General features: G+C 33.9%; 11 protein-coding genes and 2 tRNA genes. 6 read left to right on the forward strand and 7 right to left on the reverse strand.

Annotation, left to right across the window (positions count from 1 at the left end; all coding sequences use genetic code 11):
- Window positions 1-143 precede the first annotated feature (143 nt).
- The 6 genes from nrdB to ERCIKOCA2762_RS00750 all read right to left on the reverse strand — a co-directional run bounded on the left by nrdB (window position 144) and on the right by ERCIKOCA2762_RS00750 (window position 12,690).
- Window positions 144-1,277 (reverse strand): class Ia ribonucleoside-diphosphate reductase subunit beta, encoded by a 1,134-nt coding sequence (gene nrdB / locus ERCIKOCA2762_RS00725; RefSeq protein WP_157988321.1) that lies wholly within the window; start codon window positions 1,275-1,277, stop codon window positions 144-146.
- 72 nt (window positions 1,278-1,349) lie between these two features.
- Complete coding sequence (gene nrdA / locus ERCIKOCA2762_RS00730; protein ID WP_157988322.1) at window positions 1,350-3,638, reverse strand: class 1a ribonucleoside-diphosphate reductase subunit alpha; 2,289 nt, start codon at window positions 3,636-3,638, stop codon at window positions 1,350-1,352.
- Between the two features lie 1,430 nt (window positions 3,639-5,068).
- The gene (gndA, locus tag ERCIKOCA2762_RS00735) at window positions 5,069-6,469 is read right to left on the reverse strand and encodes an NADP-dependent phosphogluconate dehydrogenase (RefSeq protein WP_157988323.1); all 1,401 of its coding nucleotides are present in this window, start codon (window positions 6,467-6,469) and stop codon (window positions 5,069-5,071) included.
- A gap of 1,673 nt (window positions 6,470-8,142) precedes the next feature.
- Complete coding sequence (locus tag ERCIKOCA2762_RS00740; protein WP_157988324.1) at window positions 8,143-8,940, reverse strand: glycosyltransferase family 2 protein; 798 nt, start codon at window positions 8,938-8,940, stop codon at window positions 8,143-8,145.
- Window positions 8,900-10,219: a lipid IV(A) 3-deoxy-D-manno-octulosonic acid transferase gene (gene waaA / locus ERCIKOCA2762_RS00745; RefSeq protein ID WP_157988325.1), complete on the reverse strand. Its 1,320-nt coding sequence runs from the start codon at window positions 10,217-10,219 to the stop codon at window positions 8,900-8,902. Before waaA ends, ERCIKOCA2762_RS00740 begins: the two co-directional genes overlap by 41 nt.
- A 2,397-nt stretch (window positions 10,220-12,616) precedes the next feature.
- Window positions 12,617-12,690 (reverse strand) — tRNA-Pro (locus ERCIKOCA2762_RS00750).
- A gap of 1,341 nt (window positions 12,691-14,031) precedes the next feature.
- Between ERCIKOCA2762_RS00750 and dnaK the strand changes: the two genes are divergently transcribed.
- The 4 genes from dnaK to ERCIKOCA2762_RS00775 all read left to right on the forward strand — a co-directional run bounded on the left by dnaK (window position 14,032) and on the right by ERCIKOCA2762_RS00775 (window position 19,048).
- Complete coding sequence (dnaK, locus tag ERCIKOCA2762_RS00760) at window positions 14,032-15,945, forward strand: molecular chaperone DnaK (RefSeq protein ID WP_157988327.1); 1,914 nt, start codon at window positions 14,032-14,034, stop codon at window positions 15,943-15,945.
- A gap of 107 nt (window positions 15,946-16,052) precedes the next feature.
- Window positions 16,053-17,195, forward strand: coding sequence for a molecular chaperone DnaJ (gene dnaJ, locus ERCIKOCA2762_RS00765; protein ID WP_157988328.1), 1,143 nt, complete (start codon window positions 16,053-16,055; stop codon window positions 17,193-17,195).
- A gap of 781 nt (window positions 17,196-17,976) precedes the next feature.
- Window positions 17,977-18,705, forward strand: a complete 729-nt coding sequence (gene ubiG / locus ERCIKOCA2762_RS00770) for a bifunctional 2-polyprenyl-6-hydroxyphenol methylase/3-demethylubiquinol 3-O-methyltransferase UbiG (protein WP_157988329.1) — start codon at window positions 17,977-17,979, stop codon at window positions 18,703-18,705.
- 267 nt (window positions 18,706-18,972) lie between these two features.
- Window positions 18,973-19,048: transfer RNA gene (locus ERCIKOCA2762_RS00775), tRNA-Asn, on the forward strand.
- A 563-nt stretch (window positions 19,049-19,611) separates the two neighbouring features.
- On the opposite strand, the gene ispB is transcribed toward ERCIKOCA2762_RS00775, so the two are convergent.
- The gene (gene ispB, locus ERCIKOCA2762_RS00780) at window positions 19,612-20,586 is read right to left on the reverse strand and encodes an octaprenyl diphosphate synthase (protein ID WP_157988330.1); all 975 of its coding nucleotides are present in this window, start codon (window positions 20,584-20,586) and stop codon (window positions 19,612-19,614) included.
- A 266-nt stretch (window positions 20,587-20,852) separates the two neighbouring features.
- On the opposite strand from ispB, the gene rplU reads away from it, so the two are divergent.
- Both rplU and rpmA read left to right on the forward strand, forming a co-directional pair.
- The gene (gene rplU / locus ERCIKOCA2762_RS00785) at window positions 20,853-21,191 is read left to right on the forward strand and encodes a 50S ribosomal protein L21 (RefSeq protein WP_157988331.1); all 339 of its coding nucleotides are present in this window, start codon (window positions 20,853-20,855) and stop codon (window positions 21,189-21,191) included.
- Window positions 21,181-21,438, forward strand: coding sequence for a 50S ribosomal protein L27 (gene rpmA / locus ERCIKOCA2762_RS00790; protein ID WP_157988332.1), 258 nt, complete (start codon window positions 21,181-21,183; stop codon window positions 21,436-21,438). Before rplU ends, rpmA begins: the two co-directional genes overlap by 11 nt.
- The last annotated feature ends 663 nt before the right edge of the window (window positions 21,439-22,101 follow it).

A 22,101-nucleotide genomic window follows, 5' to 3' on the forward strand; every position in this document is an offset into this window, starting at 1 on the left:
ATACACACCTTACGTAGGGACCACTATTCGACATGCATATGATATACTATAATGCCTTTGGTTGGCAAAGATCCATTTAGCAGCATTAGGCATTTTCACTATTTATCATAGGTTAAGAGTACTAGTAGGCTATATTAACGGTATTATAACTGACAATTAATAAAATCATTTATATTCACTTCAGAGTCGATTTGACCCACTAGATACGAACTAACTTCGACTTCTTGTGGGGCCGATTGTACATTATCTGATTCGAGCCATGAGTTAATCCATGGAATAGGATTAGAGTGTGTTTTAAATGGCATTTCGAGCCCTACAGCATGCATTCGAATGTTAGTAATATATTCAATGTATTGCCATAGAATTGCTTTATTGAGACCAATCATTGAGCCGCCTTGGAATAGGTATTCTGCCCATTCTTTTTCTTGTTTGGCTGCAAGTACAAAGAGATTGTAACACTCTTGTTGACATTCTATCGCAATTTCTGCGACTTCTGGATCATCAGAACCATTACGCAATAGGTTAAGTATATACTGAGTGCCAGTAAGGTGTAGAGCTTCATCTCTAGCAATTAGCTTGATAATCTTGGCATTACCCTCCATTAGCTCTCTTTCTGCAAAGGCGAAAGAGCAAGCAAAACTCACATAGAAGCGTATAGCTTCTAGGGCATTAACGCTCATTAAACAAAGATATAGTTGTTTCTTTAATGCCCGCAAGTTCACAGTGATGGTGGTATTAGTGTTCACTTTATGAGTGCCTTCACCAAAGAGATTCCATGCATTGGTCATCATAATTAATTGATCGTAATAGCTAGAAATATCTTTAGCGCGTGACAAAATCTGTGAATTTGTTACAATGTCATCAAATATTACTGATGGATCATTAACAATATTTCTAATAATATGGGTATACGAACGTGAATGAATTGTTTCAGAAAATCCCCATGTTTCAACCCATGTTTCTAATTCTGGAATAGAGATCAGAGGTAATAATGCAATATTTGGACTGCGTCCTTGAATAGAGTCTAGCAATGTTTGATATTTAAGATTGCTAATAAAAATATGTTTTTCATGCTCGGGTAATGCCTGATAATCAATACGATCACGTGATACATCAATCTCTTCTGGACGCCAGAAAAAAGATAACTGTTTTTCAATAAGCTTTTCGAAGATCTGATATTTTTGCTGATCAAATCGTGCGATATTCACTGGTTGACCAAAGAACATTGGTTCTAATAGTTGGTTGTTTTTATTTTGCGAGAAGGTTTGATAAGCCATTTTTTTTCCAAACTTTGACAAGAGTAAGTGTTATCATACTTAGGAGGTGAGCTGTCATTGATAGTTGCAGAATCACATTTTACAAGCACCGCTTTCACAGTCATCATCTTGCATATGAACAGCAAGTAATTCCTCCTGTGATGCTTCTGAGCCATCACGGGTATGTTGGTAATAAAGGGTTTTAATCCCAAATTTATAAGCAGTCAGCAAGTCTTTTAGCAGTTGTTTCATGGGAACTTTACCATTGATAAATCGCCTAGGGTCGTAATGTGTGTTCGATGAAATAGCTTGATCAATAAATTTTTGCATTACACCCACAAGCTGTAGATATCCGTCATTGTTTGGAATATCCCATAGTAATTCATAATGATCTTTTAGACGTTCATATTCCGGTACTACTTGACGCAGAATACCATCTTTAGATGCTTTAATACTGATGTGCCCTCTGGGTGGTTCAATTCCATTCGAGGCGTTAGAGATTTGGGAAGATGTCTCCGTTGGCATTACTGCAGATAGTGTGGAATTACGTAATCCATAAGTTTTTACGGATTGTCGTAAAACCTCCCAGTCAAGTAACAGAGGGGTGTTACAAATGGTATCTAAATCTTTTTTGTAAGTATCAATGGGCATAATGCCTTGAGAATACGTAGTTTCTGAAAACCATGGGCAAGCACCCTTTTCCATCGCAAGCTCATTAGATGCTTTTAAAAGCCAGTACTGAATAGCCTCAAATACTTGATGGGTTAAAACGTTAGCACTGCTATCAGAATAACGCACTCTGTGTTTTGCTAAGTAGTATGCATAGTTAATGACACCAATACCTAGTGTTCGTCGTCCCATGGCACCGCGTTTAGCAGCTGGAATTGGGTAATTTTGATAGTCTAATAGCGCGTCAAGAGCCCGCACAGCTAGTATTGCTAAGTCTTGCAAGTCATCGAGCTTTTCAATAACGCCAAGATTAAATGCTGAAAGAGTGCAGAGGGCTATTTCGCCATACTCATCGTTAATATCCTGCATTGGTTTAGTCGGAAGTGTAATTTCTAAACATAAATTAGACTGACGCACTGGCGCAATAGTTGGGTTGAATGGGCTATGAGTATTACAGTGGTCAACATTTTGAATATATATTCTACCAGTTGATGCGCGTTCTTGCATCATCAACGAAAAAAGATGAACGGCTTTTATGCGTTTTTTCTGAATTTTGATGTCTTTTTCATACTGAGAATAGAGACGCTCAAACTCATCTTGATTCGCAAAAAATGCATCATATAGACCTGGCACGTCTGAGGTGCTAAAAAGAGTAATGTATTCGTCCTGTAGTAAGCGTTGATACATTAATTTATTTAGTTGCACACCATAGTCTATATGACGCACGCGATTATCTTCTACACCACGATTATTTTTTAGCACTAACAAACTCTCTATCTCTCTATGCCATATAGGAAAGAATAATGTAGCTGCTCCGCCGCGCACTCCTCCTTGCGAGCATGATTTGACGGCAGTTTGGAAGTGTTTATAAAAAGGAATACAGCCTGTGTGGAAGGCTTCACCTCCTCGTATTGGACTACCTAAAGCACGAATGCGACCAGCATTAATGCCAATACCAGCACGTTGAGAGACATATTTGATGATAGCGCTAGCAGTGGCATTAATAGAATTCAGACTATCGTCGCATTCAATGAGAACACAAGAGCTGAATTGACGAGTGGGAGTTCGCACACCGGACATGATCGGTGTTGGCAATGAAATTTTAAAGGTTGAAATGGCATCATAAAAACGTTTTACATAATCGAGACGGGTTTCCCCTGTGTAATTGGAAAAGAGGCAAGCAGATACTAAGATATATAAAAATTGAGCACTTTCATAAATTTCACCACTCACACGGTTCTGTACTAGGTATTTTCCCTCTAGTTGTTTGACTGCAGCATAGGAGAAATTCATGTCACGCCAATGATCAATAAAACTATCCATTTGTTCAAATTCTTCTGTGCTGTAATCTCTTAAAAGATGTGGGTCATATTTCCCCATTATCACCATACGCTTGACTTGGTCAATGAGTTTTGGTGGTTCAAATTTCCCATAGGCTTTTTTGCGTAAATGAAAAATGGCTAACCGTGCAGCCATATATTGGTAATCAGGTGCTTCTTCTGAGATAAGATCTGCAGCTGATTTAATGATCGTTTCATGAATATCCAAGGTTCGGATTCCTGAGTAGAACTGAATACGGGAGCAGAGTTCTACCTGCGAAACTGAGACATTATGTAAATCTTCGGCCGCCCAGTGGAGTACGCGGTGTATTTTATCTAGATCGATAAGTTCGGTTCGACCATCGCGTTTCGTTACAAATATACTCTGATTCATGTCGCGTTTTACCTGTTCTTAACAAACAATCCCTATGTTTATGTACAGATAGATCTTGGTGGGTACTGCTATGGTCCGTACTACATACATAGAAGTAAAAGTGAATCATAATGTATTATAGTGCACATGCTAGTAGTTCAAACGTATTACACTAGGTTTTATTGTAGCACGAACAGAGCAATACGCAGCTTGCTCTTCTTCAACTCTTTATTTCTTAAGATTTCATAGAGTGATTGTAGGATAATGCATATTAATTTTTAATATTTGTGTGATTTCTTATGTAGTTATAAAATGCATGGGATATAAGTCCAGCAGCACTGACTTTGATTGACCTCTGGTATAGAGAATTTCCACGTAATCTAGAAGATTATTCGCATCCCACGTGAGCTCCATCTACATCCCAGCATCATTCGTACCTTGCAGCCTATCACTTATTAATTATAATGAGTTAGATTGAGATTAGCACCTAGAAGGTGCTATGCACTACATGATGGCATGGTAGTAGTGCTTGATTTTATTTCTTATCTATTGATGATCACATTGCATCTTGAGATGGAAGTATACCTAATTATACACTGTGTCATGATATTATTTCTTATCAATTCACGTCATGCCTGTACTATAAAAGACTTTTTAGAGACAATATAGCGGCTGAGGTATAAGATGGTTTTATCTACACTCAGTAGCGCCTTGTTAGTTTTCTATACGTATACTATATACAATGTTTTTATGAGGATTTTTATGTATTTGATATTAGTAATAGAATATTAGGTGCCAGTCATGGCTCTGTGAGTGTTATGTGTTCGAGAGGGGTAGTTGTTTACATCACACCCTAGACTAGAGTCAATAGTAATATAATTAAGTACATCTGTGATGATGCATATGCTAACTATTAAAAAGGTTTTGATGTTTATCACTTATGAGTAGATGGTATCTTTTTACTCTCTTTTTTGCAATATATATGGAAGAAATAAGTCCAGTTTAAAATTATGTGTAGTGATATCTTAATCAGTGCTAGTGTATAGATTTATTCAAGCAAAGCATGAATTATGTTTAATTTGTATTGTAGTGATATCATAATCTAGAGTGCACATAATATTTGACATACTGTGTTAAAGGAAACAGAGAACCCGCGCGATATCTTTATAATCGACACTATCTGATATTATGCATATAAAATCTAAATAATATGTTATGAAATTTTCTTGGATATTCATGAGCGTTTTAAATGCTAAAGAAAAAGTATATTTATAGTTTTTAACTATATTTAGTGGACAATTGCCTGCTTTTTTCAAGGGAATGATTCCAGTTAGTGCAGTTGTAGGTAATAGTCTGTAAAGTTGTTTTAATTAAGTATAGATTTCTTTTGTGTCCAGCCTCAGGGCTTACTAAGAGTTCGCTCTGAGGATAAGTAACGATAAATGAGTTATTTACCACTCTGTATGAAATATGCCGTCTTTATCTATACGCTTATATGTATGAGCCCCAAAGTAATCTCGCTGTGCTTGAATGAGATTTGCAGGAAGTTGCGTGGCACGATAACTATCATAATAAGCAATAGCAGTAGAGAAAGCAGGGACTGGAATTCCGTTTGCAACTCCATAAGCGACTACATCGCGCAATGCTATGTGGTATTGATTAGCAATATTGGTAAAATAGGATGATAAGATTAAGTTATCAATATCAGGATTTTCTAAATAAGCATCAGAGATTTTTTGTAGAAGTTGTGCGCGAATAATACATCCAGCTCGGAATATTTTTGCAATTTCACTATATTTTAAAGACCAATTATTTTTGATTGATGCCGATTTAAGCTGTGAAAAACCTTGTGCATAAGATATAATCTTTCCAAGATAGAGAGCTTTCCGAATGTTTTCAATGAATGTGCCTATATCACCACCAAAAGTGTGTGGATTAGGCCCGGAAAGAATTGTCGCCGCTTTGATACGTTGATTTTTTAGCAAAGATAAATAGCGAGAAAACACGGATATCGTAATCAATGATAGTGGTTCGTTAAGATCTAGTGCGCTTTGACTGGTCCATTTCCCGGTATCTTTATGGACAGCCTCATCCAAGATGACATCTAGGAGATAATTATTATGCTCATCTTTTTTATTAAGAATATGTTGCGTAATATCTATTAAGTAACTGTTTAGTTCACCTTGATTCCAGTCATGAAATATTTGCGCTAACTGTTGATTATTTAAATGTAATATGTTCTTAAGCAAGGTATACGATTCAGCAATTAGTTGCATGTCACTGTACTCAATACCATTGTGCACCATCTTAACGTAATGACCTGAACCACCTGGTCCGATATGAGATATACAGGCCTCCCCTTGAAAGATAGCTGCAATATGAGTTAGAACAGGTGCGACTATCTTATACGCTTCTTCTTGGCAACCAAGCATTAAAGAGGGTCCGTGTAATGCTCCGTTTGCGCCTCCAGAGATACCAGCACCAACGAAATATAGGCCCTTTTTAGATAGTTCGCAGTTACGGCGTGCGGTGTCTTGATAGAAGGCGTTGCCACCGTCTATGATAATATCGCCATGATCAAGATAGGGAATCATAGTAGTAATGGTGTTGTCAGTAGCTTCACCAGCTTTGATCATTAAGATGACACACCTTGGCTTTTGCAAAGCATCAATAAATGCCTTTATAGTGTAATATGGCACTATATTAGTTTCTCTATTCTCTGTAAGGAATTCATCAGTTTTTCTATAAGATCGATTAAAAATCGCAACTGAATAGCCTTTGTTTTTAAGATTAAGAGCTAGATTGCGTCCCATTACTGCCATACCTAAAACACCGATATGTTGTTTTGACATTACAAATTCCTACGAGTAAAAGTTTTAAAGGATAGTCTGTCGACAGACATGTGTCATAAAAATTACATTTTATTATAACTTAAAATAACAAGATAGATGAATAAAATCCAATCACTACCTTTAAATAAAAGAGGCTGATAACTGTTTTTGTGTGCATAGACATTGATATAATGCAGTATGGATGCTATTTCTTGTATATTGTATAATACAGTTATTTACTGTTATTTTTCTATATTTAACATGGATGCTGCATAGAAGTGTTTATTTTGATACATGAAGATTGATGCCATACAGATACGTTGATACGCTATACGTATAATGACGATGAGTGTATAGTGTGATAAGAAAATGATTAGAGATACGATCGGAGATGGTATGTATTACACACCAGATAATATAAAATTACACATGCTAGACAGTGATAGTAAATCACACGAATTATTTATAAGCTGAGAAAAGTTCTAAATGAATTCTTTATTATTGAAAAGCTATTGCATTGAGGCTATCTGTGTATCTTTGTATAAACAAAGCACTAGGGAGAGCATGGGATATGATGGAGGACATATAGTGTCAGAAATACATGTTTTATTAGGAGTGAATTGTGTATCTTTTGAAGATCCTTGTGTGAAGTTTTAAGATTGGAAGTATTATATTTTAAAAAATATAGAGACATTAGTTGCATTGTCTACTGAATGTTTATAGATCAAAGATTATTTATAAATAGACCATAAAGGATATGTGTGCTTGAGTTTTATTAGTCGTTATTGCCTCATAAAAGAGTTATTCAGTTGATTGGTGGTTATTTTAGTAATGGTGATATGTGATTCTTATGAAGATATATTCTTTTGTTTTTTAATACCGTGTATAAAATATTCGTCAGTAGATTTCTATAAAAATTTTTTATAAATTATTTATAGATAATACTCTATTATAACCATAATGCGGTATATTCTATAACCTTGAGCACCAGTGAATTGACATGGAAGTGTATAGGCCAAATATTTAAAACATTATATCAAAATAGATCGATAAAAAATACAGTGTACACACGCCTTGAAAGTAATTTTTAATTATCGCGGAACTATCAAAACATTATAATATAATTAGAGATCGTCTTATGTCTGTGGTCAAGGGAGAATAATCGATAGTCTATTGGTTATTCTGGGATAGAATGTATGGTTTTTCTATTTTCATTTGCTGATCAACATCACTGTTACACGTAGTTTTTAGATATGAGCTTTCAGTGTCTGATATGTCGGAAAAGGCAGAAAATTTTTCATATAGCTTCTAATACTAGCATGTTTCTATGGTTAGGAATTAGAGAGGAGATTAATACTAATATTTCGGAATAACAAGAGACTGTTAAGTACAGGATACACATTAATGGTTTATTTTAGCTATGTGCTTGTTATGTTCCCCATAAGAGATTAGGCATAGGCTGTAAATGATCATATGAGCTTGTTTTTTTGAGCGGCATAAACTCATAAATTTTTAAATTTTATTAATGTTCCGCTTGGAAGATAGAAAATTATTGTTGTAGATAAAGCCACTCTTTTTAGGAATATGTATCACTTTTTTAGCGAGATTACCTGCAAGAGTTAAAATTACATGCTGATATATTTTCTGCGCATGTCACTATATTTGGATGATTGTTGATTGTTGGATTAACAGTTCTAGGATTCATTGCTCTTGTTTGATGGTCTGTCATGGCTGGAAGTATAATGAAGAGCCCAAAGAGCTGTGTATTTATTAAAAGTATATTGGGCAATTACTACTGCGAGTAAAAACCCTTGCTTGCCGTCTAAAAAGCTCGCACGAACTAATAATGTTCTGATAAACGCCCATATTGTACGATAAAAAATATTTAAAAAACCATAATTTTTACCTTGTTGGTATCGTTGCTTAGCCCAGGCTGTAGCATATGCACATTGTTTCAATTGAAAACTGCAAAAATCTCTATCAGTAAGATGTAGCAAATCACCATGTAATGGTTTAACTGTGGTTTGAAAACATTCCAAAGACTCATGGACTAAGTTATCATTATATTGAAAAGATCGTGGATACAGACGAATCACACGATCTGGATACCAACCGCTATGGCGCATAAATCGACCAAGAAAGAGAGTGCATCGTGATACGCTGTATACTATCTTTTCTGGCGGTTGTTGTAGCACAAAATCAATTGATTTGCGTAATTCAGGAGTGACGCGTTCATCGCTATCGATCATAAAGATCATGGTATAACTAGCATAGCTTTGTGCAATTTGTCTCTGTTTTCCGTAGCCACTCCATACACTAGATTGATAAAGCGTTGCGCCATATTTTGCGGCTATTGTGATAGTAGCATCACTACTATTGGCATCTAATATTATAATTTCATCTGCCCAGGCTACCGATTCCAGACAATCAGAGAGTAATTTTTCTGAATTTTTAGTTATCATGACTACTGAAAGTTTTTGTCGTGCACTCATTGTGATTTTTTCTCTTTGTAAGATAAGGATTTAGCACATTGAGCAGATGCTTTAGTGCCCCTTTGTGTTGGTTTAATACATTCCAGGCTTGTTGACCGCAATGTAGCCGATAATTTGAGTTAGTAAGGAGTGTGTTAATTTCTTGATGTAGCGATTTAGCATCGGTTATAGACATTAGGCCATGCGCTTGTTTTAAATGATGGCAAATTTCTGTAAAATTAAAAGTATGTGGACCCATTAAAATGGGAATAGCGTGAGCGGCAGGCTCTAATGGGTTGTGACCCCCATGTTCTACTAAACTACCACCCACAAATGCTAGATCCGATATGGCGTACAGCAATCTTAACTCACCAACAGAATCTTCAATTACTACCTGTATATTTAAAGAAGGTGTTTTTTTACTGCTTCGTACAAGGTACTCTAAGTTGTGTTTTTGAGTTAATTTACATATCGTCTTATAACGTTCAGGGTGGCGTGGTACTATAATTAATAGCAGGTCTGGAAAGCTTTTTAAAAGTTGGCAGTGTGCATCAAGGACAATTTTTTCTTCGCCTTTATGAGTGCTGGCAGCAATCCATATAGGTCGAGTGTGCCGAACCCATTCGCGGCGTAACCGAGTAGCATGTTCTAGCAGTTCTGGTATAACGTTAATCTCAAATTTTAAACTTCCTGTAACTACAATTTGAGAATGCTTAACGCCTAACCTAAGAAAACGCTGACTATCTGCTTGATTTTGTACTGCAATTAAGGTAATGCGCTGTAATAACATCGCCATAAACCTACCAAAGATACGATAACCTTTAGCTGAGCGTTCTGAAAGACGGGCATTAGCTATTATTAGTGGAATATTGCGAGCATGTAATAGGGTGATCATATTTGGCCAAAGCTCTGTTTCCATAATTATTACCAATTTAGGATAGGTGGTATTTAAAAAACGCTTCATTGCTTTAGGCAAATCATATGGTAGATAAACATGCGAAACGGTAGTGCCGAATATATGCTGAGCAAATTTTGAACCAGTCGGCGTCATAGTGGTGACCACAATCGGGAGATGTGGATAGCGCTGCTGTAATTCTCGGATGAGTGGAATCGCTGCCACAGTTTCACCAAGTGATACTGCATGGAGTAAAATACCATATGGATTAACTTTGCCGATACAGAATCCATATCGTTCTGCCAATCTTTGGCGATAAGAAGAAGATTTACGTCCGCGAATCCAGAGGTATAGCCAAATCGCAGGTTGCAGTAGATAAAGTAGAGCTGTATAAAGGATTAGCATTTTCTTTATATCATTATTTAGTTATTTAGTTGGTTTGGAATTAATTTATTGATGGATAAACAAAAATCAATGGTATAATCATCACAGATTTATTTTATTTACTTAGAACGTACTGGCTTGGTCTCTCATTATGGTTCAGATCTCTATTGTTATTTTATTTGCATTAAGCTGATATTATTAATAGAAAGTATAGTATTTGCATATAAAAATTGAGATGTATGCATTATGCATTAATAGTAATTAATCGCTATTCTATAACCTATAGATTGTGATCGAGTGATCATATTTATCATTAAACCTTTTTATTTACGGCGTTTCCTTTAGTATGTAAATATCGTTAAGAATATTTAAGATCATTGTAAAGATGCAGAGCAATAATTATCAACATATACATATCATTCTGTATATAATACCACATACATACCATACACATTTTGTTAATTCTATATCTATAATTTATATTTAGAATTAAAATAATTAATATTATTATCCAATTAATTAATGGAAGATTTAAATATATTTGTATAACATGGATATTTCGTATTTTATATAGAAAAGTAGAAAAGATAACAACATTGTTGATAGTTTTTATAGTAGTAGTGCTTTCTAATCTGATCAGTGATTTTTACTTTATTCTACAGGTATAACACAAGTCATTAGTAATGAGATTGTATAATGATAATTATATATAATATACAATATTATAAGAATATGATTTTTCATATGTAAACAGGAGTAGATGAACGTAAAAATTATATGTTAGAAACACTGAATAACAATTCACGATACATATGTATGTAGGTATTTTAGATACTCTAATTACATAGATTACATAAATAATGTAATTTTGTATTGCTCATAGTATTTTAAATACTATTAGTATCGAGGTGTGTAGTATAGTTATACGGTGGAGTGATGTGTTATGATTATAAATATTTTTTTGTGTGATAAAGATGTGATGCTTTGTATTTAATGTTTTTATAACATTTAGTTTATATAAAATACCATATATGAGATTCAATAATTGAAGTTCAATCATACATCGTTTCATTATATAATTGTATTACTCTTCTAAGAGAAATATATATATTTATAATTATGATTAATAGCAATTCTTACAATTGTAATCACGATATAAAGAATATATAAATAATTTTATTCTTCATTATTTATTAAAACATATTCAGTTTGTACTAAAATAAAATTTATTCAGTGATATTAAAAGAGGAAAATATAGAAAAAGGTTCACATTGTATCTGACTGCATACTGGTATTTTACAAGTTACATCAATAATCATTGAAAATGAGTATGGAATGGAATTAATAAATTCAGATAGGTAAATCTATAGATTTTTCCATATTTCTCTTTGAAATGTAAATATATTTATTACAATGTATAATTGTATAATTGCAATATGTTTTTTATAGTTCTAATAATTTATGATAAACGTATTTTTATTGCGGATCTAGGCTGTGTGGATATGCATCATACATATTGTGTTAGTAACGGCAAATATGATCCTAAATTTTATATATGATTTTTTATACATTGAAATTTCATCTGTAATTTTATGAACGATAGTATAATGATTATATTAATGAATCAGGAGTAATAAATAAAATTTATATATTATAAAAAATATTTCTTTACTGGTTTTATATTAAAAAAAATATATATTTTGTACACATATGTTATACATAATAATAAATTATAACTACAATGTTTTTTTATTTTTTGATTTTTAGGTTTTAATTATAATAACATTATTAATTTTGTGAACGTTGTAAATCAATCATAAATACGATTGCACCTAGCATAGGTAATATAATTAAGATTAAAATGATGATTTTAAATCATATTAAATATATTATATCGATATATTAGACTTAACTATAGATAATTTACTATATAGCATATAGCATATAGCATATAGCATATAGCATATAGCATATAGCTTGTTTCTAAAATTTAATTTTTAAGTACAAGCATATAATCTGGAAAAAAATGTTTTTTGTATGAGTCGTATAATGCCTCTATGCCGTGTTTGGTATACAGTAATTTTGAATTAAAGGTGGCGTGATACCCTCTTTAAGTATTGTTTACAAGAAAAAGAAGATAGTATTTATGTTTTATTTTTTAGTCACGTAGTGTATAGTGTATTGTTAAAGAAAACAAAATAAAGAAAGGAACGTGCTGATCTTAAGCGTTTCTTTAAATTTTATATGTTATTGTTTTTTCTATTTATGATGACATTTAAAAGTATGATTTGGTGTGAGGTTGTTGGTCCATATTAGGATTTGGTGCATAGAGGATGTAGAGGATGTAATGTAGAGGATGCTTGTCGCCTGTTGTAACAAGCATTGAATTATTTATAGTATACATAATGTTGAATTTTGTCGGCACGAGAGGATTTGAACCTCCGACCCCCGCCACCCCATGACGGTGCGCTACCAATCTGCGCTACGTGCCGTTATAGAATATTATTTGCTGCAATATATAATATATGTATGATCATTAGTTTATAAATTCTTGATAAAATAAAAAGAACTATAAGACGTTAGTGATAATACATGAAAATAGTATAGATTGCAATATATTATTAATAATATTAACTTATTCGATAATATAATCTATATTTAGTATCAACATCTATCAGCATAATATTTAGATAGTGAATTTATAAATTCATAAATTTTAAATTTAAATGTATTTATCATCATATAGATAACGTAATGTGTTTTTCTATAGTGATGTCTAATTTGACATTGCACGCAATACTGAAATAGCAGAAAAACATTGTGGAAATAATCTTCAGTTTAATTTATTAAGTATGAGAATATTACATAGAATAGATATTATCACTATCTCTTAAATAACTTCCTAAAATCTTGGATTTGATAAAATCCTAATATTCATAGTCTGAATATAGACTTGAAGTAATATCTGAAGTCTATAGAACTTTACTTGTCTTTTAATTTTGTAGGTATTTTAATTTTTATAAAAAGTGTTGAACAGTATGACCAATTATGTATGCTGTTTTTATTTTTTATTTAATAGCAATATTTTATAATATGGGTGTTTCACAATATAAACATATAAACATAATATTTGAATTCTATAATGTTTATAAAGATTATTTTTATAAAGATTGTTTTAATTAATAAAAATTATTTACATAATATATAATGATTAAAATATGATTTAAAATCAATTATGTAGAGTACATACTCTATATTTTAATTATCAATCTTAATGGAAAATTATTTTTATTTTATGAGATGTGAATATTTATAATAAATATTTTATATCCATACTTTAATAAGTAAATGCTTTTTTTATTTTCTAGATTAATATTTAGTATGCACTAATGTTTCTTAAAATCGCACTATAGATTTCTGAACGTCTAAGATGTGTAATACTAATTAAATTCTTTTAGAGATTTTTAGAGATTTTGTTCAGTTTCATGTGTCTATTTTTATTCTTCGTTTTTTGCAAATAATATTTTTTGTAGATTGTATTATATGATATATATTTTTAATTCTGCAAACTTCTAAAGAATGGTATTTAGTCTCTCACAACACTCACAACACTGATTTAATAGTATGTATAATAATATAGCATGTATAAATTGAATGTGTATTTTGGATATACGTATATATGTTTTAAGGTCTTCATGTACTAAATTTTAGACGTTAATTAAAAAAAACGCATAAAAAAAGTTGAAATAGCAGAACATGCCCGCATTTTATATCAATACTCTAGATTGAAGACATGGATTAATGAACAATAATAATGAGTAGGAGATATTTATATGGGTAAGATTATTGGTATTGACCTCGGTACTACGAATTCATGTGTGGCGATTATGGATGGTGGCAAGGCGCGGGTATTAGAAAATTCAGAAGGTGACCGCACCACTCCTTCTATTATTGCTTATACAAAGGATGGTGAAACCTTAGTAGGTCAACCTGCTAAACGTCAGGCGATTACTAATCCACAAAATACTTTGTTTGCTATAAAACGTTTAATTGGTCGTCGTTTTAAAGATAAAGAAGTACAGTGTGATATTAAAATCATGCCATTTAAAATTGTGAATGCGGATAATGGTGATGCATGGCTTGATGTGAAGGGAAAGCGTGTAGCACCACCACAAATTTCAGCTGAAGTGCTGAAAAAAATGAAAAAAACTGCCGAAGATTACTTAGGTGAGTCAGTCAGTGAAGCGGTGATAACAGTACCAGCGTACTTTAATGATGCGCAGCGTCAGGCTACAAAAGATGCTGGACGTATTGCAGGTTTAGATGTCAAACGTATTATTAACGAACCTACTGCAGCTGCTTTGGCGTATGGACTAGATAAAAGTCATGGCAATCGTACGATTGCAGTCTATGATTTAGGTGGTGGGACTTTTGATATCTCTATTATTGAAATCGATGAAGTGGAAGGCGAAAAAACATTTGAAGTCCTTTCTACAAATGGAGACACCCATTTAGGTGGTGAAGACTTTGATAGTCGTATGATTAACTATCTTGTCTCTGAGTTTAAGAAAGATCAGGGTATTGATTTGCATAATGATCCCTTAGCAATGCAGCGTTTGAAGGAGTCTGCAGAAAAAGCGAAAATTGAACTGTCATCTTCTCAACAGACAGATGTGAATTTGCCTTACATTACAGCCGATGCAGCTGGTCCGAAGCACCTCAATATAAAAGTCACGCGTGCTAAATTAGAATCTTTAGTAGAAGATCTCATCACTCGTTCTATTGAACCACTCAAAGTGGCTTTAAGAGACGCAGATCTATCCATATCTGATATTAACGATGTCATTCTTGTTGGTGGACAGACACGTATGCCTATGGTTCAGGCTAAAGTCGCGGAATTTTTTGGTAAAGAACCTCGTAAAGACGTGAATCCAGATGAAGCAGTCGCGATTGGTGCAGCTGTGCAAGGTGGCGTGTTAGCCGGTGAGGTCAAAGATGTGTTATTATTAGACGTGACCCCTTTATCTCTTGGTATTGAAACACTAGGAGGTGTTATGACTGCATTAATTACTAAAAATACCACCATCCCTACTAAGCATAGCCAGATATTTTCTACAGCTGAAGATAATCAGTCGGCAGTGACCATTCACGTGGTACAAGGAGAGCGTAAGCGTGCGATTGATAATAAATCTCTTGGGCAGTTTAACCTAGACGGAATTCAGAACGCACCACGTGGTATGCCTCAAATTGAGGTCACGTTTGACATTGATGCTGATGGTATTCTTCATGTATCTGCTAAAGATAAAAATAGTGGTAAGGAGCAAAAGATTACCATTAAAGCTTCTTCAGGACTGAATGATAGAGAAATTGAAAAAATGGTGCGTGATGCAGAAAATAATGCTGAGTCAGATCGCAAATTTGAAGAATTAGTTCAAGCCAGAAATCAAGGCGATCAACTGGTACATAGTACGCGTAAGCAGCTAGATGAAACGAGAGAGACATTAGCAGAGAGCGATAAAGCTAATATTGAATCTGCATTAATGAATCTTAACAAAGCCTTAAAGGGAGAAGATAAAGCCGAAATTGAATCGCAAATGCAGATATTGATGGCAGCTTCTGCGAAACTGATAGAATATTCTAAAAAACAGGCAGAGTCTAGAGGTTCTGTTGATGCAACTAACAATGTAAAAAAAGATAATGATGTTGTTGATGCTGAATTTGAAGAAGTAAAAGATAGCAGAAAATAATTACGTGTGACAGGGCGTGGTACGCCGTCAAGGTCACCGATGATAACTAGCGCGGGTGTGGATATATCTATGTCCGTGCATGTGTATTAATGGCAGGACTATAAGCAATGGTGAAAAGAGACTATTACGAGATTTTAGGCGTGCCTAAATCAGCAGATGAACGTGAAATTAAAAAAGCATACAAACGTTTGGCGATGAAATTCCATCCAGATCGTAACCTAGGGGATAAAGGCGCAGAAGGCAGATTTAAAGAGATCAAAGAAGCCTACGAAATATTAACTAATGCGCAAAAACGCGCAAGTTATGATCAATATGGTCATGCTGCTTTTGAACAAGGTGGTGTAGGAGGCGGAGGTCAAGCTGGATTTAGTAGTGGTAGTGCTGATTTTAGCGATATTTTTGGAGATGTGTTTGGTGACATTTTTGGAGGAGGTCGACGTCAACAGCGTGCTACGCGCGGTGCTGACTTACGTTACACTATGGAATTATCATTAGAAGAAGCTGTCCGTGGTGTATCTAAAGAGATCCGTATTCCTACATTTGAAAAGTGTGGTGTATGTAATGGTAATGGAACTAAAACAGGAAATAAACCACAAAGTTGTTCCACATGTCATGGGTCTGGGCAGGTGCAAATACGGCAGGGTTTCTTTACAGTACAGCAGGCCTGTCCACATTGTCACGGACGTGGATCAAAGATCCAAGATCCATGCAGGTTGTGTAATGCAAAAGGTCGTATTGCTAAGTCCAAAATATTATCAGTTAAAATACCCTCTGGAGTAGATACGGGTGATCGTATTCGTCTTAACAGCGAAGGAGAAGCGGGTGAACATGGTGCTCCAGCGGGTGATTTATATGTTGAGGTCCAGATGCGTAAGCATCATATTTTTGAGCGTGAAGAGAATAATTTATATTGTGAGGTGCCAATCAATTTTATTATGGCAGCATTGGGTGGAGAGATTGAAGTGCCTACTCTCGATGGGCGGGTCACCTTAAAAATACCACCTGAAACACAAACTGGAAAATTATTTCGTATGCGAGGTAAAGGTGTTTCTTCAGTGCGCAGTAGTGCATTAGGAGATTTGTTATGTAGAGTAGTTGTGGAAACACCTGTAAATTTAAATGAGCATCAAAAGATGATATTACGCGACTTAAATGATAGTTTTAGTGGTGTCTCTGGAGAAAAAAATAGTCCACGATCGAAAACATTTTTTGATGGTGTTAGACAGTTTTTTGATGATTTGACACATTAATAGTTGCAAGCTCATAAGTACAGATTAATAGATTAAAATGAGTAGTGATTACTATTATCAATAGTTGTCTTTTTGACATGCAATAGAATTTTTTTTCGCTTACTCTAACGTTAGATACAGAGGTAAGGTGCGTATTATAGTTTGTGAGTAAGATATAAAGATGTCTTTGAGCTGAATTATGATGCATAGATAGGAGCAATTATATTTTAGATGCCACCAAATATTTAGAAGGTTACCATATCATTTGCATGAGTATAAATATCTTTTTAAAATCAATCTTTTATAGAGAAAAGCAGGTCTGTAAATAAGACAAATGTATCGTCATGTTGTTTTTTAAGCGTAGTACACATAGATTTTATTAGTGATATAAAATTCTTCGATGGTAAAAATATATCTATCCGAGAGGATGTAGAGTCTGTTTTGTTATATTTTCAATAGAGAAGTATGATGCATAGTATATTAAATATACAGATAATTTTTTTGTGTAAAACCTTTAGTCTCTTGGAGAAAATATTTTTTAGATGTTGTGGATCTTAATAAAAAAGCTTTGAATAGCTGTAATTACTGTCATAAGCTTTAAATTTTAAATAGCAGAAAGTTCTTGTCTTATTAGGAAGAAGATTAAGATGTATCTGTTTGTAATATGAAGATATCTGTTTATTAGGGCGTATGCTTTATAATTGTTTTTCATGTTTAAGAGCAATTATAAGCTATATAGCATGCATATTAATAGATGAACACTAGATGATCCAGATCAAAGTTATCCTAGGGTGCCTGAGTTATGAAAAAAGAACATATAGAAGGTGCATATAATGTAGATCATGATGAAATTGATAAATTTTCTGCGTTGTCTTCATGTTGGTGGAATTTAGAAGGCCAGTTAAAACCCCTGCACAGTATTAATGCTATTCGTTTAGGTTGGATTGGTAGGTGTACAAATGGTTTATTTAATAAAAATATACTAGATGTAGGTTGTGGTGGTGGTATTCTGTCCGAAAGCATGGCGGAAGAGGGTGCGCACGTTACTGGTTTAGACATGAGCGCAGAGTTATTGCATGTAGCACGTACGCATGCTCAGAAAAATAATATGCGCATAAATTACATCCAGCAAACAGTAGAAGATCATGTAGCGCAGTGTGCTGGTCAATATGAAGTGATCACTTGCATGGAACTATTAGAGCATGTTATAGATCCTCATTCTATTATTTGTGCCTGCTCTGCTCTTATAAAACCAGGTGGTGATGTGTTTTTTTCCACTATCAATCGTACTGGTAAATCTTGGTTAGTAGCTATTATCGGTGCAGAATATGTGTTGAATATCTTACCTCGTGGAACGCATTCTTTTGAAAAATTTATAAGACCAAGTGAACTGTTACATTGGGTCGATCAAACTTCCTTATATGCACATCATATTATTGGCCTAGAATATATGCCGCTACGTCGAAGCTTTCAGCTAACATTTGATGTTGACGTGAACTATATGGTGCATACGCGGTTGCATATTAAATAACGGGTACAGCATGATGTTCGGATATCAGTAATACCCAGATATTGATAACTTGATTAGATTGTACCATAAAGTCATTGATTTTTTTATGTAAGCAGAATGATAAGTCCATATGATATTTCTAGTATACGAGTATGCTATATTAGGGAATTAAAAATATAGAATATCATGATAGTGATTCTTGTGATTTGAGGTGGAACACAGAAGTTAAAAAATGTGTATTGACATTGATAAATATAAGCGATAAAATATAATTTGTAGATTAATTGATCCTCTGTAGTTCAGTTGGTAGAACGGCGGACTGTTAATCCGTATGTCACTGGTTCGAGCCCAGTCAGGGGAGCCATCTATAAAGAAGAAAAGATGGTAATTAAGTATTTTGCTTTTTTGTTGTTAATCAATGCTGTAGAAGTTATAAGTACATTGCTTGCAGTATACACTGCATATTAGATTAATGGATATTAGGCTGACTTATGCTTGGTGTATCGTACTACTACAATCTTATATAATAACGTACATATTTTATTGATTAATGGTAAAATAAAGTCTGTTTATGAAAATAATTGATCTATTTACTAGATAATTGAGTATTATATGGAATATATATTCCACGTACACATATTGTCCAAGGTGTGATAGCGGGCTATCAGTACGCAAATTACGTAGCAGATTTCAGCATTGTATGAATTGTTCATGCCTGACTGCAGAAATTTTTCAATCTGTACAACATAATAGTAGGTTTTGGAAGTAATGTACAAAACACGTGGTTAGTACATGATAGCTATCATCTATCATCTAAAATTATATATTTAGAGCAATAACTAACATCATTTTTAACAAATAAAATTATAATGTAAAGCGTATACCAATAGATAATATAGCTTTGGAGTATACACAGATCTTTACAAATTATACAGTACGTTGTACAGAAATACTAGCTAATTCTTCGAGTGCGTGACGCCATGGCGATTCTGGTAATTTCTGTAATGCATGAATCGCTTTGCGAGCTTCTTTTTGGGCAATTCGGCGGGTATACTCTAAAGAGTGGCACTGATGCATAATTTTTAGGATTTTTGCTAAAAACCGGCGTCCGTCACCTTGAGTAATGACTGAACGAATAAAATCAGCTTGCTTTAGAGTAGAGTGATGCATGGCATGTAATAAAGGGAGTGTTGTTTTGCCTTCATTTAAATCATCTCCTATTTTTTTCCCAAACTGTGTTGTTTTGGCGCTATAGTCTAATAGGTCATCAATTATCTGAAATGCAGTACCAATATGTCGACCATAGTCCTGCAATGATTTCTCTTGAATCACGGTAGATCCTACAAGTATTGCAGAAGATTGAGCTGCTGCTTCGAAAAGACGTGCAGTTTTGTTATAGATAATTTGCATATATTTTTCTTCTGTCATGTTAGGATTTTTGCAATTCAGTAATTGAAGAACTTCCCCTTCAGAAATTACATTGACTGCTTTTGATAATAGATCTAGAACTCTGAGTGAGCCAAGACTGGTCATCATTTGAAATGCACGCGTATAGATAAAATCCCCAACTAATACACTCGCGGCATTACCAAAATGCGCGTTAGCAGTTGATTGGCCTCTTCGCGTTTCTGATTGATCGACTACATCGTCATGCAGTAGCGTTGCAGTATGGATAAACTCAATTAATGCTGCCATAGTAATATGTTTTTTGCCGGAATAATTATCCACGGCCCGTGCGGCTAATATAGTAATTATAGGACGAATGCGCTTTCCTCCACTATTAATCATGTAATAACTGAGGTTGTTAATAAGAGGCACATTCGAGTTCAGTTGGTCGCGTATTGTGGCATTGACCGCTGTCATATCATACGAAATAAGTTTTTTGATGTTTTTTAAATTCATAGTTGTATTCATTTATGATCTAGGTTTAAAGCTATACTCAGTGTCTGTAGTTGCACTGATCTCGTAACATGTATAACAGATTTTAAAATAGATTGTACTGAAAATATGTTAGTAAGATTTTTGTTCTGGTTATATATTTTTTTCTATGAAATGCATCAAACAAGTACTTGTTTTTGGAAACAAAGTCTCGTAAAATGAAATTTTTACATCAAGATTATTGAATAGCATAGCACCGAAACTAGGTAGGTGTGCAAGCGGAGCATGATATGTACGCGGTTTTTAAAAGTGGTGGCAAGCAATATCGAGTAAGAGAAGGGCAAGTTATACGTCTAGAAAAGATAGATAATCTCATTGGCGAAATGGTATCTTTTCAAACGGTTTTAATGATAGTTACTAATGAGAGGATTCATGTAGGCTCACCTTTGGTAAAAGGTGGTGTGATTAAAGCAGAAATAGTAACGCATGGCCGTGGGGATAAAATCAAAATTATTAAGTTCCGTGCTCGTAAACATTATCGCAAAAATCAAGGTCACCGTCAGTATTTTACTGATCTCAAGATCATCTCTATAATTTCCACAGAGGATAATTTACAACATGGCACATAAAAAAGCAGGTGGTTCAACACGGAATGGTCGAGATTCTCATTCAAAACGACTGGGAGTAAAACGTTTTGGAGGTGAAAATGTATTGGCGGGTAGTATTATCGTACGACAGCGTGGAACTAAATTTCATGCAGGTAATAATGTAGGTTGTGGCCGCGATCATACTTTGTTTGCAACCATTGATGGTCAGGTAAAATTTGAAATCAAGGGATTAGCCAGGCGTCAATATATTAGTGTCATTTCTCATTAAAGGTTAAAGATTTGAAAGTTTAAGATAAATAACGCACACTACAAGGTTGTTTTTTATACATATACAAAAATTATTTTGAGTACCTCGAAATATAGTCAATCACTTGCAAAGAATGGAAAGTTCATGCAGCACTCATAGTGATGCATATCAGTCATCCAAGTAGCTCAGTTATATTGTTTAGCAAACAGACATAAGCATAAAATATTGAGAGATATAGATTGTAGGTATCCATCCTATATGACGGATGGCTGATTATGCCATATCTAATATTATTAAAAATGGTTAGACTGTATAATGGTGATTATCTGTTTTATTTAGATATTTCTATCTTGTTTTAATTCAGCATCAATAAAAGTTACCCTTTTATACTACGATATGTCAATATCATTTTGTGTAATAATTATACGCATACGTATTAAGCAGAATACGTGTCAGTTTTTATATGAATGCAATCTGTGTGATAAGTTATTATAATTTCCAGTCAGCTTGCAATTATTTATTGCACAAAGACGACCTTATAAGCTATGGTTCATATGATTGTATGTTGGGTTTTCAAGACATCGAATCACACATGTAACCTCAAAATAGGTGCAATATTATTGTTGTAACCTGATAAAATGTATAATTTCGCAAATCATCCCAGTGGTAATGAATCGTTGACGC

The organism is Candidatus Erwinia haradaeae (assembly GCF_900698935.1).
In the GTDB taxonomy this organism is placed as follows: Bacteria; Pseudomonadota; Gammaproteobacteria; order Enterobacterales; family Enterobacteriaceae; genus Erwinia_E; species Erwinia_E haradaeae_D.